Source organism: Streptomyces sp. NPDC058691, assembly GCF_042714775.1.
Classification (GTDB): domain Bacteria; phylum Actinomycetota; class Actinomycetes; order Streptomycetales; family Streptomycetaceae; genus Actinacidiphila.
This window is the reverse complement of sequence record NZ_JBHXSO010000013.1, coordinates 38,222-55,316: the sequence shown is the minus strand read 5'-3', so window position 1 is coordinate 55,316 and position 17,095 is coordinate 38,222. Positions and strand designations below refer to the sequence as shown.

The following is a 17,095-nucleotide window of genomic DNA, read 5'->3' as shown; positions in this document are numbered from 1 at the left end:
AGCAGTCGTCTACTGGCGCATCTTAGCCCGCAACGGAATGGAGCGGCCTGAGCAGCATCACTCGGTTGCCCCGCTGTCCGGGACTGACACGAAAATAGAGTGGACCGCCCAGGTCAGGTGTTGGGGATCGACTCGAAGCGGACGGCTGGATAGTCAAGCGGTGATGGGCTCGAAGCGGATGGTCAGGCCCAGGCTGTTGGCTTCCTTGAGCATGCGGCGCATGGCGCGTTCGGGGTCGCGTCGGGTGAAGTGGGCGGCGCCGAGTTCGCGGTAGTGGGTCTTGTCGTGCAGGACGTGCCATGGGGCGATGGCGAGTTTGTGCATCACGGCGACCAGGGCCCGTTTGCCGCCGCGTCGTGCGGCCAGGCGCCGGAAGAAGACACCAAGGTAGGAGTCCTTGTTCTTGATCGCGACCATGGCGGCAATCCCGAGGAGCCGTTTGAGGTTGCTGTTGCCGGGACGGGTGCGGCCGGAGCGACTCACTCCGGCAGACTCGTTCTGTCCTGGGCAGACCCCGATCCAGGAGGCCAGGTGGTGAGCGGAGGCAAACTGGGCCATGTTGCCGCCGGTCTCGGCGATGATGATCTCGGCGCCGAGGCGCCCGATGCCGGGAATGGTGGTGAGATTGACCAGGTCCTGCTGGCGGTCGGCCAGAAGCGTGGTGATCCGGTCGTCGAAACTGGCGACGACCTTCTTCCAACGGTCGATCTCGTCCAGGTAGTGCCGGACCATAAACGCGTGGTGATCGGTGAAGTCACCGACCAATGCTTCGATCAGGGCGGGGATCTTGTTGCGGGCCCGGCCAACCACAAGGTCGGCCAGACGAGCGGGATCACGCTCTCCGGCGATGAGAGCCTCCAAGATGGACCGGCCACTGGTGCCGACCACGTCACTGAGGACGGCCGAGAGTTTCATCCCGGTGTCCTCCAGCTCCTTCTCCAGCCGCTGTGCCTCCCAGCCGGCCGCGCGGGTCAGCTCGGTGCGACGGCGGGTCAGATCACGTAGTTCGCGGATGTCCCGCTGCGGCACGAAGGAGGCCATCACCATTCCCGAGGCACCGGCCCGGGCGAGGAATGCCGCGTCGTTGGGGTCGGTCTTGCGGCCCCGGATACCTTTGAGATGAGCGGGGTTGACCAGCATCAGGTTCAGATGCGGCTGCAGCAGGTAGTAGACGCCTCGCCAGTAGTCCGAGGTCGCCTCCATGACCACCACCTCAACCTGCCGGTCCAACAGCCAGGCCAGCAGACGCCGGATTTCGGCCCTGGTGGTTCCGAACCGTTCGGTTTCCAACGACCAGGTGCCGGCCCGCGTCGCGCTTGGGGTGCGTACGCAGGCGAGCAGGAACCGCTTGCCCAGGTCCACTCCCGCGGATCGCAGATGAATGATGTCGTCCTTGACTTCTTGGTGCCGGGGCATCCGCATCTCCCTCCCGTCCGGTACGTCCGTGCAAGCGGACCTCCCGGAGGGGCCGAGGGAGATGGTGGAATCTGACACGCGTGCTCCCGGCCTCGGATACCGACGCCGTGGCAACAATCCGTGGTCCCCTGGTCGGCCCCCATCGCCATCCTGTAAAACGAGCTCGCTCGCATCGCAGGCCCATCGGCTGACCGGGACGCCCGGCCACATTTTCCCGTATCCGAGGTGATCAGCGCAGCGCTCTCGCCCACCTGTAAAAAGAACGGCCCTGTTCCGTAGTCGGTGGTAACGGAGAGTATCGTCGCTGAAGACTGCCCTGAAGTGCTCTCTTGCTGACCGAGGGAGACACTCCCGAGGTTCTGGGCGACGTCCACCATGAAGCTGCTCCGCGCGGCTCATGGGTGTGTGGATATGGATCGACCTGCGGTTATTACTTTATGTATTCGACATCACCAGGAGTTACCACCGGATGTGAGACAGAGCCGTTCGATGGACAGACCCGCTTCAGAACGTCGCCGTCCACCAACTCCGCGAGAACACCCACACCCGCTACACCGCCGTCGCCCGGCTCTACCTCATCCCCGGACTGGGCAAGAAGAAGCTCGCGAAGCTCACCGCCAAGGACGTCCGCACCTGGCTCGACCAGCTCCGCACCACCTGCCAGTGCTGCGTACGCGGCATCGACGTTGCCCGTGACCAGCCCCGCTGCTGTGCCGGCGGAGTGTGCTGCTCCAAGCGGCTCTCCCCGCTGGCCCTGGCCTACGTCCACTCCGTGCTCAAGTACCACGCCGGTGTACGCCCACGTCCGGCTCCGCCTTCAGGGCGACGCCTCGACCTGCTCGGCAACGCCCTCCGAAGCCCTGCCGAGACCATCGAGTAGCCCAACGACGGCGACGAACCACCACTTCGTGCAGCACCCGTCCGCTGACGTTGCCGTCAACTACTGCCGTCAAGCACGCGAAATGCCCCGCCGAAAACACTCCGGCGGGGCATTTTATTAATTCGGAAAATCGAATCTGATTTGCGGCTGGATGATTCCCTCGCGGCCCAATTCAGATGAATTACTTCCCGCCGTCAGAACGGGCCACTAAAGATCAGTAGGTGCAATCCACCATGAATGCGAGCACCCGTCCTCGCGCAGGCGCCATTTTTACTGGACCAGCCATATCTCCCTTGATAACACGGACTCCCGATTTTGAAGCTGTCACCACACCGCGCGAGAAAGTTACAGCTAGAATCTCTCTCGTCGAATCCCCAGGACCTCCCGGAGGAAAAATAGTCAGGCTAGAAAAGGGATCGCCTTCCACACCTGCCAGCCAGTCGATGTCCGCTTGAATGACGATCCATTCGTCACCAACAGAGACATGGACATCTCTAGCACCAGCAAGAACCGCCTCGGCCGCGATCTGACTGGCCATATCCTGAGGGCTGTAGCTTCCCGCCCGAAAGAATCTCTGCTGCTGTCGACGGATAAAGCTCCGCGGATCACCGAATTCGTCAGCCTGGACCATAAAGAATTCCTCCCGAATTTCTGAGTTCATTGTAGATACCAAAGGCCGCCTTAGGGACGTGAAACTCTTGGCCGACATGCGCCACAGTACCTGGGCCGCCGTACGGTATGTTGCGCAGTTCGGCTCCCGCGCTCCTGAGCGCCGCCATCGCTTCGGGAGAAATAGTGGCCTTAATCAATGCCCCAGGTTGGCGACGGAGGGCATAGTAGACGGCATCATCACGCTCGGTTGCGAGAAAGAATCCACCGACACCATCCATATGTTTAGAGGTCGCCGACTCCACATCCAGCCCATTCTCCCAAATATTCTTCGCCGAGGCTGCGTCCGTACCGTGATAGAGGACCGAAGCCGCCTCTCCAGACTCCTTGGCGAGAAGTTTTTCTCCGACCTTTTCCCCCAGCTTAACCCCCTTTCCTGCGATCGGGAGGGACGCCGCGACGGCAAGTCCGCATTGGGTCCGTTCGAGACTTTGAGAGCACTCAAGGAGGCCTATCACCCCCGTCGGGTCGAGAGTTTCGATGGTTCCCTGAGCGGCCAGTTGGCCAGGCGTGAGCGTTCCTGAGCAGTTGCTGCCAGCCGAGACGGCTCCGCATCCATAATTACCGTAGTTGACTTGTCCGTCGAAGCCCGGATGAGCATCCCACCATTTATCGCTCTCCTCACGGAGAACGTTATCCGGATCCCCACCACCGCAGTCACCGCGCTGACAGGTGTTGGCGTCAGCAGGGTCACCTGTGAATGTGCCAGCAGGCAGTTGAGCGTCGGCAGGGTGGGGATTTTGGCCGTAGCCGCCGCATTCGTCACGGGGGCAAAGGCCGGTGGGATCGGCAGAAGTAGCGGGGTTGTTGCTGGCGTACGTATAGCCATTCAAAGATTGAGCGGCTGCCGTGTTGAGGATGGGGTCGACGCTTAGGAATCGGCCGATGGTGGGGTCGTATTCACGGGCGCCGATGTGGGTGAGGCTGGTGGTGGCGTCGGCGGGGGCGCCGAGGAAGGCCTTGTCGTCGGGCCAGGTGGTGGGTTTGGTGCCGCGGGAGGCACCGAAGGGGGTGGTGTAGCGCTTGGTGAAGGTGGAGGCGCCGGCTTGGAAGGCGAGGCTGGAGGTGCCGTGGTTGTCGCCAGCGAGGAAGGTGACCGTGTTGGTGGTGCCGCTGACGGTGCGTACCGCGATGGTCTGGCCGGCGGCGGTGTAGTAGCGGGTGCCGGTCAGTGTCGCGGTGGTGCCGGCGGTCTTGAGGTGGACCTCGGTGGCGCCGAGGTAGAGGACGGTTTCACCGTCGGCGGCGGCGCGGCGGATGAGGAGTTGGCCGTCGGCGTCGTAGAGGTATTTGGTCTGCTTGGTGACGGTCCAGGTCTGCGCTCCGGTGGTGTTGCAGGTGTAGATCTGCAGGTCCTTGCCGTCGGTGGTGTCCGACGTGGGGATGTCCACGCACATGCCGGAGTTGGGGTTGTACAGGCTGCCGTCGTCGCGCTGCTTCCACTGCTGGGCGGCGTTGCCGGCAGCGCAGGCCTTGATCTGCACGGCGGATCCGGACGTGGTGCCGGTGGCGGTGGCGCAGACGCCTAGGGCCTGGAGGGTGCCGTCGGTCTTCAGGCGCCATTTCTGGGCGTCGCTGGTGTTGCAGGTGGTGATCTCGACGGGAGTGCCGTCGGTGGTGACGCCGCCTTGGATGGTGAGGCACTTCTTGGACAGCCCGGTGATCTGTCCTGCGTCGGTGGTGGTGCGGGACAGTTGGCTCTCGGTGTTCCAGTCCAGGGTGTGGCCGGCGGCGCCGCCGGGGCGGATCCAGGTGTTGCCGGTGGCGTCGTAGGCGTAGGTGGAGGTGAAGGAGGTGCTGTCGGGCCTGGTGGTCGTGGTCGACGTCAGCTGGTGGAGCTTGGTGGGGCTGTAGGCGTTGTCGACGGAGGTGTTGCCGGCGGTGGCGTGGCTGGTCTCGTTGGTGCGCAGGCCGGCGTCGTTGTACTGGTAGCTGGACCAGTAGGGGGCGGCGCCGCCGAGGTTGGCGGTGGTGCGGCCGGTGGTGGCGCAGTCCGCGGTGGCCGGGGTCCAGGCTTCGGTCATACGGCGGTCGCCGTCGTAGGTGAAGCACTGGTAGTCGGCCTTGCTGATCCCGCCGAGGTTGGCGGTGTCGAAGATGGCGGTGACGTTGCCCGCGTCGTCCTGCTTGTAGTGAAGGCTTTGCAGGTCGTACGGGTGGGTGTTGTCCGTGACGACGGAGCTGATCAGGCGGCGTGTGCCGGGCTCGTAGCTGTTCGCGATGGTGAGCGTGTTGTCCGTGGGCGTCTTGGCCAGGTTGAGTTGCTCCAAGTCGCCCAGGGGCGAGTAGCCAGCAGTTTGGAGGTATTGGCTGGTGCCCTGGGAGGTGAGTTGGAGGCCCAGGTCGCTGTAGGTGTTGGAGACGATCTCCGAGGCGAGGCCGGCGACGGCGGGTTCCTTGGTACTGCTGATGGTGCCGTCAAGGTTGTAGGTGGTGCCGAAGGCCAGCGTGCTCGGGACTCCTGCGGTGACCAGCGGATCGGTCGCGGGCAGGATGACCTGTGTTGCCGTGGGCCGGTACAGGGCGTCGTAGGTGGTGACCTTCTTGGTGTACGCCTTGCCGGTCAGGCCGCCGTCATAGCGGGTGGCGGAGTCCTGCTGGCCCTTGGCGAGGGTGTCGTAGTCCCATGCGGCCAGGAGGCTCGCGTCGGTCTTGGAGCTGCCCCACATCTTCCGCTTGCGGCCGAGTTGGTCGTACTCGTACAGCAGGACGCGGCTGGCGGCGTCCTTGGTGGAGATGACCTGATCAAGCTCGTTGTAGTCGGTGGTGGTCTTGCCCTTGTCCGGGTCGGTGGCACTGACCTGGCGGCCGAACAGATCGTACGTGTACGACCAGGTGGCATCGGGACCGGTGACGGTCTTGCTCTGGCCAGCAGGGAAGTACGTGAAACTCGTGGTGGTGTAATGCGCCCCGGCTGCCTTGGGGGCGTCGTACTCGCGGCGCTCGGTGGTCTGACCGAGGGCGTTGGTGACGGTCGCGACGGCCTGGCCGTCGCCCGGGGTGAGGGTGGCGCCGACGGGGGGTGTGGTGGTGACGGTGTCGCCGGTGTAGGTCGTGGTGCTGGTCCAGCGGGTGACGTTGAAGTTCTTGGTCACCACCTGGGTGGGGCGGGCTGCGCCGTCGTAGGTGGTATCGGTGGAGACGGGGCCGCCGCCCGGGGTGTCCGCCAGGTCACCTTCTGGGCCCTTTTTGTTGTCGTAGATGTCGGATGACGTGGCGACAGCAAGGCCGCGGCTGTCATACAGGGTGTTGGCGATGACGCGTCCGCCGCGCGGGGAGGCAGTCTGCACCTGGCGGGGGCGCATCAGCGAGTCGTAGATCTGGTAGGTGGTGTTGTATCCGGAGCCGTCGCCCTTGAGCGCGCCCGTGGCAACCCACAAGTTGTCGGCCTCGCTCGCAGTGACGTGGTACGTGTAAACGTACGTGGGAGGCTTGTCCAAGCCACGGGCGTAGTTGGGCAGCCAGACCTTGGTCACTCGGCCGAGGGAGTCGTACTCGTAGTCAGTGGCCTTGTTGTTGGCGTCGCTGGTCTTCAGCGGCGCCCCCCATGCCGGGTCCAGAGTGGTCGTGGTGGCGTACGTTTTGGCGTCGGCGACTGTGGTGGAGGTCAGCGGGCCGGAGGCTGGCGGCAGGTAGCTGGTGGTGGAGACGGTCTGGTCGTTGGTGTCCTTGACCACCTTGGGACGGCCGAGGTCGTCGTAAGTGGTGGTGGCCACCTTCTGCCAGGTCGGGGCGTCGGCGGTGGTGTAGCCCTTGGCGCGGCCGGTCCACTGGGGCTCGCCCTTGGTGGGGGTCTGGTCTTCTGACCAGGTGGTGGTGTCGTAGGCGATAGCGGTGTCGGAGATGACGTCACCGGCCGTGGTCGAGTCGGCCGGCAGGTTCAGGTCCACCTCGTCGATGCCGCAGTTGCGGCCCACTACGCGGGTACGGGAAACCAGAGAGGTGATGCCGCTGGTGTTGCGGGCGTACCAGGTGCGGGTGCACTTCTCGTCGCCGGTTTTGGCGTCGTCGCCCTTGTCCTCGACCTTGATGGGCATGCCGTGGTCGTCGTAGGTGGTGCTGGTGGTGCGGACCCGGTCGTAGGGGGTGACGCCGCTGGTGATGTTGGTGCGGGCGTGGCTGGCGCCGGTCCGCACGAAGTACGCCTCGGTGTCGGCGTAGGACTTGTGCTGGGTGGCGGTGTTCTGGGACCAGGGGTCGTTGATGGTGCCGGAGACCTCGTCGGTGCCGTTGTAGGTGACGGACTCGCGAGTGAAGCTGGCGTACTGGTCGCTGTCGGTGATCGCGGTGGCCTTGATGCCGGTGACCGAGACGGACTTCCGCTTGTCCGGGTCGACCTTCTTGCCCTCCGCGTCCAGGACGCGGTCGCCGTCCATGCCGCGCAGGTAGACCGTGACGTCCTTGGACTGGGTGCCGGTCGGGTCACCGGTGAGGTGGGTGACCTTCTCGTAGCCGCGCCAGATCGACCAGGTGCGCTCCTTGTCGGGCGTCATCGGGTCGTCGTTGTAGTGCCAGGCGCCGCCGCCGGAGTAGCTGTAGGTGTTGGAGACGGCCTGGCCGCCACCGCTGGCGTCGCTGGTGCTCACGGCGATGACGGGGTACTTGTTGAACCAGTCCAGTGTCGCCTCGCTGGCGCCGTTGGCGGCCCAGTAGACGGGGTAGCAGCGCCGGGTGTTCGTGTCCGGCTTGGGCATGGTCTGCCCGGCGACGCAGTCCTGGTCGGCGTAGCTGACGATGGTCTGCGCGCCGGTCTCGGAGGTGACGCTCTTCAGCCTGGGCTTGTACAGCGGCAGCTTCCCGTCGAAGCTGCTGTCGACCCGGTTGGTGAGCCAGGTGTGGGTGAACGTCACCGGGGGCAGGGCCAGGTCGGTGCCGTGCTTGCCGGTGTGTTTGATCTCGTCCAGCCACAGGCTCTGGTCCGAGCTGTCGTTGGTGTCACCGGGGTCGAGGTATTCCTGCTTCAGGCTCCAGGTGTCGGCTTGGCTGTAGGCGGGCGTGGCGAGGGTGGTGTCCCAGAAGGAGGTGGTGATGCCGGTCAGTTTCTTGCGGATGAAGAAGGTCGGTCCCAGGTTGCCGGTGCAGGCATCGTCTTTGGCGCAGATGGTGTCGAACGGGACGTCGGGCCAGTTGTCGCGGTGGTCCTCGTCGAGGGTGTCGCAGCCGGAGTCGCAGCGTTCGTCGACGGAGAAGACGACCTTGTCGGAGTAGGCCGGGGTGGCGGAGAACAGGGCTCCTGCGCGCTGGCCGTAGTGGATCTCCTTCAGGTATCCGCCGCGTATGTAGTCGGTGCTCGGCTTGTCGACGCCGTTTTTGGCGTAGTAGTTGGTGTCGGCCGCGTACCAGTAGGTCATGGCGTTGTCGTGGGTGTCCACGACGTAGTCCAGGTTCCAACGCCAGGCCTGCTTCTTGGCGCGGCCGGAGAAGCTGGTTCCGCTGGAGTAGCCCGGCTCGCCGGGGTCGTTGCCGAAGACCGGGACGGTCCAGGTCGAGTTGGTGCTGTCGGCGGCGCCGGCACCGGGGAGCTTGTTCAGGCCGAACTTGTACTGCGTGCCGTCACCGGTGATGACCGTCCACGTCTCGCCGTCGTCGTCGCCGTTGTCGGCGCCGGTGTCATGGATGACCTGGGACGCGTCGTCGTCCTTCAGGTGCCACTTGCCGCCGGTGTCGTTCTTGACGAGCTCGGTGGCCTTGCCGTTCAGCACGAGGGAGGCGTTGTCGTACTTCCAGCACAGGTCGAACTTGCCGTCCTCGGCGGCGTCGTCGTCGTTGTCGTCGTCGTCGCAGCTGACGTACTTGCGCTCTATATAGGAGGAGGTGACGTCGAAGCCTTCGCCGACCCACGAGCCCTGGTTGTTGGTGTTGCCGGTGCGGCCGTCGATGCTGCCGGAGTCGTAGGAGATCGACAGGTTAGGGGACGGGCCGGCCGCGGCCGGAGGCACCCGCAGCGGGTAGGACCAGGTGAACGAACCCGAGTTGCCTCCGGCGTTCCAGGTGGACGAGGCCGCCAGCGGGGTCGCCTTGTAGTCGCCGATGCTTGACTTAGTGCCGGCCGCGAGCGCGAGCACCATCGGCGCCCCGGCGGACGCTGTGGCAGCCTTGGCCGTGGGAAGGGACAGCTGGGCCGTGACTGTCTCGGCGTTCCGGTCGTTGGCCGAGTCCATCGGCCGCTGGGTGCGGCACGCGGCCTTGTCAGGAGTGGTCAGCGCACACGCGGGCAGCTGGACCAGGCGCAGGCGGCCGGCCCAGTCGCCGCCGTAGGCGGAGGCGAAACTCGAGTAGTCGACCGTCAGCTCGGCGGCACCGCCGCCGGCCGGGCCGGCCGCGGTCAAGATGATCCCCTTGACGCCGGCCTTCTCAGCAGTCTTCTGGTCCCGGACGTCCACGGTGACCGAGGACGCCGTGGCCGCCCGGGCACCGCGCGAGCCCGCATGCGGTGCCGCGGCGGTCACCGGCATGCCGGATGCAGTGGCGGCTGCGCGCGCGCCTGTTCCGGGCGTCAGGCGCACGCTGCCGGCCTTCGGCCAGGTCACGGTGCGGGCTTGGTCGGCACGGGCACGGGCCGCGTCGGCCCGGTCTGCCTTCTCCGCGGCCGCGACCTGCCGATCTGCCGTGGTTTCCCGGTGCGCGAAGGGGACGACCTTGTCCACGTGGGGAGCAGGGAGCTTGGGTCGCTCCCGAAGGATCGGAGCGGCCGCGAAGCCCGGGGCTGCGATCAGCCCTGGCAGCAGGGCAAAGCCCACTGCGGCGGCGATCCGTCCGGTCCAACGCGGGCTGATGCGCGTTCTGGTAGGTCTTCTGGTGCGTGCCTTGGTTATCACTGTCGCCATGAATCGTTGCATGGTCATGCCACCCCGCCCGCGGCCCGCGGGCCGCACGTCTCCTCAGGCCTCAATCGCTCAGGCCTCTTGTTCGATCGCATGTGCTGAGGGGCGGGGTGCCCACACAAGGTGGGCACCCCGCGTATCCGTATTAGTCAGCGTTCGGCATGACGATGCTGCTGATCTGGTCGGCCGTCATCGCCCCGACCCACATGCGGACTTCCGCCAGGCCTCCTGGCAGGTACCCGCCCGGCGTGCCAGCCGTGGTACTGCGCCCGGCAGCGAGTTCGCCGGATCCCTGGCTCGCTTGAGCAAAGTCCGGTTGGTCGCCCTGTACCTGCTCGCCATCGGCTACATACAGGTGGAGCTGGCCGTGACCGGACACGGCCGCTTCTTGTGCGTTAAACACGCCGGTGAGCTGGACCCAGTCCGTGAGCGTCGCCTCTTCCGAGGACACTGCTGCTGTGGCCGTGACTGCACCAGAAGCGTCAACCGCCGTACGCCCGAACCACCACACGAACGATCCGCCGGACGTTTTCTGCAGCCACAGCGACCAGGACGACTCCTTGCCGCCGACCTGCTGGCTCACGACCTGGGCGCGGTACCCGGCAGGCTGGCTCGCCAAAGCGGCGGTATCTACCTTGACCCGGGCCGTGACCGTGAACGAGCCCGTTTCGTCCACCACCGGACCCGTGGGGGTGTAGGCGTAGCCCGTACCACTGTCCAACACCGCAAAGTTGTCGTCCGCGTTGATCCTCGCTCCGCCCGCCAGCCTCAGACCTTCGAGCGGGTATTGGCTCTGTTCGGGAATCGAGGTACTGGTGGCGCCGGCCGTGGTGGCGTCCCAGTCGGCAACCATCTCCGTTGCCGGCTGGCCATCATCGGTCAGAAGCTGGTCCTCCTGGCGGATCTCGTCCTCGCCCAACGCCTGCTGCCAGACTGCCGCCTCATCCACGCGGCCCTTGAAGTAGTAGGTGTAGGAGCCTCCGCCGTAGAACCGCCCGAACTGCAGGCCACTGGTGGCAGGCCACGGGTTGTAGCCCGAGGCGGCACTCTTCAGAAGCACTGGCTGACCTTGCGGGCGGCCGTTGACGAAGAGCTGGATGGTGTCGTCGGCGCTGTTCGTGCTGTTCTTCGCGTCGAACACCCCGGTCAGGTGCGTCCACACCCGCAGCGGCGGATTCGCCGTGTCGGACTGCGACACGATGTAGGTCTTGTCGGTCTCGTCCCGGTCCGACCGGCTGAACACCCACTTCTTGGAGTTTCCCGAGTAGTACAAGGCAAACGACATGGCGTTGTTGCCGTTGGCGGTCAGCACAGCCTGGGTGTTTTCACCGTCAACCAGATACGCCCACGCCGAGACAGTGAACGAATCCTGCGTGTTCACCACCGGCGTCGACGTCGCGGCGTATCCGGTCTGCCGCGCCGGATCTGTGGAGTCGTTCAACCACAGCGAGTAGTCCGCCTCGCCCCGACGGCCAATGCCACCCCAGCCGGCACCGGAAGTGTAGAGCGTAGCGTTGCTCCGGGTGCTGCCCTCGACAGCGGAGTCCTTGGCTACGGTCACACGCTCATCCGGATCCTGGTTATCGCCGGGCAGGCCGTCGTCCAAGTGCCAGCGGCCCAGCGCGCCTGGAGCCGTCTTGACCTTGAACCTCAGCTCGTTCGAGGAGCTCCAATGGCCGCTGGCGTCCTTCGCATCCACGACGAGCGTTTGTGTACCGGCAAGCGTCGGGGTGACGCAGGCCTTTACCTGCACGGCCGGATTCTGTGTCGTCACCGGGGGGTTGGCACAGGAGGCAGGAGTCGATGCGCCGATTTCCTTCGTAGTGTTCCCGGTCTTCAAGTACCAACGGTAGGCGACGATGTCCTTGTCGACCGCGTTCGGCTTGAAGGTGAAAGACCCGACCTGGCCGGGCTGCCCCTTTTCTACACAGATTCCGCTCACCTCATCGCATGCCACGTAGGGCAACGAGTCAGCGAAGACCTGGGGCGGGCTCGGATAGGTCGTGTCAATCTTGAAGTAGCACCACGGAGAGAAGGCCGAGTACAGGTCACCGGACTTTCCGTCCTCGGACCAGTGGGACTGCGTCCGCGCCCGGTACCGGTAGGTGATGCCATTGGTGCGGGTGTTCGGCATCGTCTCCAGCGTGCCGTCAGGATGCCAACCCGACGCCGGCTGCTCCTCTGCCCACACCTCTTCCCACCCATTGTCGGGATTCAGGCGCGCCACCCGGAACTCCGCCCGCAACGAACCCTTGTCCTCACCGCTCGTCGGCTGAGTCTGCGTCTGCACCCGTGCCTGCACAATCGGGTCAGTGCGGGTAACCATCAACGGAGACGAAGGGGAGGTGTTGCAGTACGCGGCCTTGCTGTCTCCCGGCCTCACACCAGCGTCAGTGGGAACACCGGGCTTGGGCACGTACTTGATCTGGAGTGAGGCGTTGTCATCGAACCGCTTCCAGGCATCCGGATCGCCCTCGTTGTCGGCCCTCAGTCTCAGCGTCAGCCGGGAGATCGATCCGTCGGCAAGCTTTCGAACCGTGGAGGTCAGGTTCTCATCCGCTTCGCCGGAATTGTCCTTGAAATCTATCCAGGCATCCGGCTGCGCGGGAGTACATTCGTCGCCGCGGCCCGCGGAGACGTACGTGTCAACGAGGTGGTCGAGCTGGTCGGGACCGGGCCACCTGGTGCCCTCGGAAATGTTGTTGGTCCGATCCAACGTGACCATGTGTGGGTCGCAGGAGAACGAGTACGTCTCGTAGGCGCGGAATGTGGCGCTCAGGACGTACTTTCCGCTCAGGCCGCCGGCGCCGAACTCGAAGTACATGCGGTTCGTGTAGTTTTCGCCGCAATACCAGGGGCCTTCCACGCTGCAGCGACCGACTCCCATGGGTCCTTTGAAATCCCAGAACTTGTCACCGTCAGAGGACAGCACCGTGCGTTCCGACATCGTCAGACTGGCCGGCGGGTCGATGTATACCGGGTAGACCGTGTCCTGGCCGCGCAGCACGTCCAGGTTCGGTGTGACGCTCACCGAGCCGTCCTGCACCGCTACCGGGAGGACTGCACTGACGTCACCGGGATTCGGCTGGGTCACGGGCTCGGACTCCGACTTCGCCACGAGCGACTGAGCCTCAGGCCGGGCCTGGGATTCGCTGCCCGCCGAGTCCCACATCTGCCCCGCCGGGCCGCGCAGCACCGTGTTCCCGTTGTCGTCAATGGCCCTCATGCCACCGCCGGCTCCGGGAACCACGTCCAGCCGCGTCCCCTTGGCAGTCAGCTCGATGTTCTCCAACTCGGGGTTGGCGGCAGCCTCAGCGGTCTTCACCACGAACACCTGACGGTAGCCCTCAGCCGTGGCCGTCAACTGCAGATCGACCCCGGGCAGGACCTCGGCATAGGTGGCGGTGGAACCATCCAACGTCGGCGACGGCAACGTTGTCGGCCACCCCAACGTGACCGACCGGCCGTCCTTGCCCACCCGGATGAGATCGTGGCCGTCACCGCCACCGGAGAAGGACAGGTCCGCTACTGCGCTCTTCGGACCGACACTGCCGTCTGTTCGGCGCTCCAGCGTCGGATCGATGCCGCGCCACGACCCGTCCGGTGCCTTGGCGCGCACCGGCGACGCCGACTGATCCAGCGTGAAGGTGCCGTCCGGGTTCGCCATCGTCGTCGAGTACTCTGTACGCAGCGCCGTGACCTCCACCGGCTCCCCCGAGTCCGCAGCCTGCTCAGACGGCGTCTTCGTCGGCGTTGCTTGTGCAGCCGCCTGTGCCGTCGCAGCCGATGAACCCACAACGGGCACCACAGCCAACAACGCAGCCACCGTCACACCCGAGACAAACCGTCTCCCGCGATTCCGATGCACGCTCGCATGACGACGTGACACACCCCACCCCATACGCCCCACCCCAGGATCACAAGATCTACACAGCTTCAGTGATCAAACCTGCGGCATATGCACACGGTCAACGGTCCAACTGCGCCACGGGGTGACCTGTAGTGGACATGACCGGATCAGGACGGGTCAATAGGGGACTGATGGTGACGTGAACCTCAATGGACGATGAATGCTATAGAGATTTGAATTACCATTTACCTAATTACGTATCGCATGTGGCATACCCATCCATTGAATCCCAAAATTGCTCATCGAAGCGAGCCCATCTCCTGAGTGCGACGCCTCCTGCATACCCGCCGATCGCGCAACCAGGGTCGGTGACGATGGCCTCGGCCGGGTACGGGTGCCGGTAGGAGATGACCTGGCCAACGCCGCCGCCTGCCGTCTTCAGAGCGTTGGCGCGGGAGATGATGCCGGCCGTGATCTGGTCGAACTGGAGCGGGCTGCCCGGGGTGTAGCCGGGGACGTCGACCGCCGCGGTGATGGACGTGCGGGGGGCGGGCAGCTCGGGCAGGACGCGCGGCTGACGCTGCCGCACTCCGGACAGGTTCAGGGTGCGGCGCGCACCGGAAGCGGTCTGCGCGGGGGCCGCGGGGGCGGGCGCCGGGGCGGGCTCGGCCGGAGCAGCAGGCGCGGCGGGCTCGACGGCCGCGGTGGCCGGCTCGGGCTCCTCGCCGCCGTCGTCGCCGCGGATCTGCGCGGCGAGCGACTCGATCTCGGCAGCGGCCTCTTCGGCGGCCTGCGCGCGGGCGGCCTGCTCGGTACGGATGGCCTCGACATCGCCCGCCAGCTCACGCATGCGGACCAGGCCATCGGGGGTGACGTTGTCGGCGGACGAGAGGGCATCGAAGGCGGCGCGGGCGCCGTCAAGGGCTTCGGACAGCTCATCGTCGGTCAGGGCGGTCAGGTCCTCGGGGAGCTCGAACTCTGCGGCCATGGGACGGATCTCCAGTGATCGATTGGAGACCCGGCCCACAACCAGCAGTCGTCTAGCGGAGCATCTTAGCCCGCTCCCGCTGGAAGGCGTCTTAGACCGTGTCCTATGTGGTGAGGCGGACGAGTCGTTTGTAGCAGCAGAGGGCGGCGGCGAGGCCGAGGAAGGCCAGGTAGTTGCGGGGATTGCGTTCGTAGCGAGGGCTCAGGCGCCGGTAGCCGGACAGCCAGGACATGGTCCGCTCGATGACCCATCGGCGGCGCCCTAATCGTTCGCTGGACTCGATTCCTTTGCGGGCGATACGTACTCCGATCCGCTTCCATCGAAGCCATCTGCGCAGGTCGGTGCGGTCGTAGGCTTTGTCCGCGTGCAGGCGCTGGGGCTTGAAGTGGCGGCCACGGTGGGGGTCGTGTCTCGTTTGGTGTCCCTCGATCATGGGCTTGAGCCCTTCGCTGTCGTGGGTGTTGGCGGCCGAGATGCCAACGAGGAGGGGCAGTCCGTTCGCGTCCGACAGAACGTGCATCTTGGAGCCCGACTTGCCCCGGTCCACAGGGCTCGGACCTGTGAGTTCGCCCCCTTTTTAGCCCTGACATGGGCGGTGTCGAGGACGACACGGGTGACGTCGATCAGGCCGACGTCATCGAGTCGGTGCAGCACCGCCTCGTGCAGGCGGCCCCAGACGCCGGCTCTGGACCAGATCAGGAACCGGCGATGAGCCGTCGACTTCGATATGCCAAAGCAGGGCGGCAGTTGACGCCAGGCGCATCCGCTGACCAGGACGTAGATGATGGCCGCGAACAGCGTCTCATCAGGCGTGTCTCGGGTTCCGCCGCCCTGCGGTCGCACCCTCGACGGCGGGATCAGCGGCTCCGCGATTCTCCCACAGTCCGTCCGGAACAATCCAACTCCACGTACCCCGCCCCATACCGCTATCAACGTCCGCCTCACCACATAGGACACTGTCTTAGTGGCGCAACAGCCAACGCCAGCGCGGCTGTTCGAGCACGACCGACGTCGCGGCCAGCGCGGTTGCGACGACCGCGGCCCACGTGGGCCACGCGAACCACGGCGCCACCGCTGCGGCGGCCACCTCGAGGAGCACGAGCAGGAGCATCGCTGCGCCGGGGATCGCCACCGGCGGGTCGAAGGGGCGGTCGCCGGGTGTTCCGACGACGGCCGGAAGTCCGATCAGCAGGACCAGCGCGGCGGTCGCGACCGCCCAGTCGACCCGGTGCAGCGCCCACGGAGTGGCCGTCCAGCCGATCAGTTCGGTCAGGAACCGTAGCCCGGAGGCGGCGTTGGTGCGGTTCGGGGAGTCGGCCGCCTGGGTCATGCTCCCTCCCCTGCATGGAGCGGCGCCGTGCCGGGCCCGCCGTTGGCGGCCTCGGGTCGCATGCCGTTGATGAGCGTGTCGACGACGAACCAGTGGCTGTCGGCGGGGTCGCATTCCATCTGGAAGGCATCGTCGCTGTCGAGGCCGACGAAGCCTTGGATGACGGTGCACAGGGCCCGGACCGACGGTGTCCGCACGCCGACCCGCCCGGTCGGCAGGCCCATGGTCGGGCCGGCGAAGCCGAGTTCGTCGGCGAGTTCCGACGCGGCCGCACCGACCGTGGCCCGGTCGAGTCCGGCCCTAGGCACGGGCCGTCTTCAGGAATGAGCGCATCAGGCCGACCACTGTCGACGGGAACTGGACGTGCGGGTAGTGGCCCGCCCCCGGGAGCATCTCGAGGCGGCCGACGCCTTCCGGAAGCGCGGCCACGATGGCCTCGCCTTCGGCCTTCGGGTCACTCCAGTCGGGATCGAGGGTGCCCATGACGACCAGGACCGGGCAGTGCACGTTGCCGAGTTGGGCCCCGGCGTCGGCGGCGCTGTTCATCTGCTTTTGCAGGGCCTTCATCCGGCCCGGCTCGTGCAGCATGGCGTCGGTGCGCTCGAGGCTCGCGGCCCAGTCCGCCGGGCGCGGCTCCGGGGTCGCGAGCTCCAGGTATCTCCGCCACTGCTTGTGGCTGCCGAGCATCGCGACGGCCGAGATCGCGGTCGCGGCCTTGCGGTAGCGGGACACGCCCAGGGCGCTCAGTGAATATTCCACCTTGCGGGTGAACGGCGCCAGTTCGACGACGGCGCTCACGAGCGCCGGCGCCTTGGCAGCGGCGATCGTCGCGGCGCCGCCGGAGATGGAGTGGCCGACCAGCACTGCGGGACCGCCGAGATGCTCGATCAGTGCGATCAGGTCGCCGGCGATGTCGGTCCGGGTGTAGGACGGCCACGTCGCGGTCGTCTCGCCGCTGCCTCGCAGGTCCACGGCCGCGACCCGGTAACCGGTGGCCACCAGCTCTGGAACCATGAACCGATAGGCGTCGCGGCTCTGGCCGATCCCGTGCGCAAGCACCATCAGCGGCCCGGAGCCGGTCACCTCGTAGGCGATGGTGCCATCTTCCACGTTCAGGAACTCAGTCATGGCGATCTCC

General features: G+C 65.9%; 8 protein-coding genes and 2 pseudogenes. 1 reads left to right on the top strand and 9 read right to left on the bottom strand.

What is annotated here, in order from left to right:
* Positions 1-153: 153 nt before the first annotated feature.
* On the bottom strand, positions 154-1,416 hold the full coding sequence (locus tag ACFWVC_RS11860) for an IS110 family transposase (RefSeq protein WP_384282652.1): 1,263 nt from the start codon (positions 1,414-1,416) through the stop codon (positions 154-156).
* Positions 1,417-1,918: 502 nt separating this feature from the next.
* On the opposite strand from ACFWVC_RS11860, the pseudogene ACFWVC_RS11855 reads away from it, so the two are divergent.
* A pseudogene (locus tag ACFWVC_RS11855) lies at positions 1,919-2,197 on the top strand (site-specific integrase); the annotation flags it as partial.
* Positions 2,198-2,510: 313 nt separating this feature from the next.
* On the opposite strand, the gene ACFWVC_RS11850 reads toward ACFWVC_RS11855, so the two are convergent.
* From ACFWVC_RS11850 to ACFWVC_RS11815, 8 genes and pseudogenes are all read right to left on the bottom strand, one after another.
* The gene (locus tag ACFWVC_RS11850) at positions 2,511-2,927 is read right to left on the bottom strand and encodes a hypothetical protein (protein ID WP_384282650.1); all 417 of its coding nucleotides are present in this window, start codon (positions 2,925-2,927) and stop codon (positions 2,511-2,513) included.
* Entirely contained in the window at positions 2,914-9,792 is a 6,879-nt protein-coding gene (locus tag ACFWVC_RS11845; RefSeq protein ID WP_384282648.1) for a ricin-type beta-trefoil lectin domain protein, read from the bottom strand. The genes ACFWVC_RS11850 and ACFWVC_RS11845 overlap by 14 nt, the downstream gene beginning before the upstream one ends.
* A gap of 142 nt (positions 9,793-9,934) precedes the next feature.
* Positions 9,935-13,615, bottom strand: coding sequence for a LamG domain-containing protein (locus ACFWVC_RS11840; protein ID WP_384282646.1), 3,681 nt, complete (start codon positions 13,613-13,615; stop codon positions 9,935-9,937).
* 277 nt (positions 13,616-13,892) lie between these two features.
* The gene (locus ACFWVC_RS11835; RefSeq protein ID WP_384282643.1) at positions 13,893-14,627 is read right to left on the bottom strand and encodes a major capsid protein; all 735 of its coding nucleotides are present in this window, start codon (positions 14,625-14,627) and stop codon (positions 13,893-13,895) included.
* Between the two features lie 103 nt (positions 14,628-14,730).
* Positions 14,731-15,549 (bottom strand): annotated as a pseudogene (locus tag ACFWVC_RS11830) (IS5 family transposase).
* Between the two features lie 39 nt (positions 15,550-15,588).
* Complete coding sequence (locus ACFWVC_RS11825; RefSeq protein ID WP_384282641.1) at positions 15,589-15,957, bottom strand: hypothetical protein; 369 nt, start codon at positions 15,955-15,957, stop codon at positions 15,589-15,591.
* A complete protein-coding gene (locus ACFWVC_RS11820) occupies positions 15,954-16,265 on the bottom strand; it encodes a hypothetical protein (protein ID WP_384282638.1) in 312 nt (103 codons plus the stop codon). The genes ACFWVC_RS11825 and ACFWVC_RS11820 overlap by 4 nt, the downstream gene beginning before the upstream one ends.
* Positions 16,258-17,085: an alpha/beta fold hydrolase gene (locus ACFWVC_RS11815; RefSeq protein ID WP_384282636.1), complete on the bottom strand. Its 828-nt coding sequence runs from the start codon at positions 17,083-17,085 to the stop codon at positions 16,258-16,260. The genes ACFWVC_RS11820 and ACFWVC_RS11815 overlap by 8 nt, the downstream gene beginning before the upstream one ends.
* Positions 17,086-17,095: the final 10 nt, after the last annotated feature.

Excerpts from the sequence above, each read along its gene's own strand:
- ACFWVC_RS11860 (WP_384282652.1), bottom strand. The coding sequence starts at position 1,416 with ATGCCCCGGCACCAAGAAGTCAAGGACGACATCATTCATCTGCGATCC.
- ACFWVC_RS11850 (WP_384282650.1), bottom strand. The coding sequence starts at position 2,927 with ATGGTCCAGGCTGACGAATTCGGTGATCCGCGGAGCTTTATCCGTCGA.
- ACFWVC_RS11845 (WP_384282648.1), bottom strand. The coding sequence starts at position 9,792 with ATGGCGACAGTGATAACCAAGGCACGCACCAGAAGACCTACCAGAACG.
- ACFWVC_RS11835 (WP_384282643.1), bottom strand. The coding sequence starts at position 14,627 with ATGGCCGCAGAGTTCGAGCTCCCCGAGGACCTGACCGCCCTGACCGAC.
- ACFWVC_RS11825 (WP_384282641.1), bottom strand. The coding sequence starts at position 15,957 with ATGACCCAGGCGGCCGACTCCCCGAACCGCACCAACGCCGCCTCCGGG.
- ACFWVC_RS11815 (WP_384282636.1), bottom strand. The coding sequence starts at position 17,085 with ATGACTGAGTTCCTGAACGTGGAAGATGGCACCATCGCCTACGAGGTG.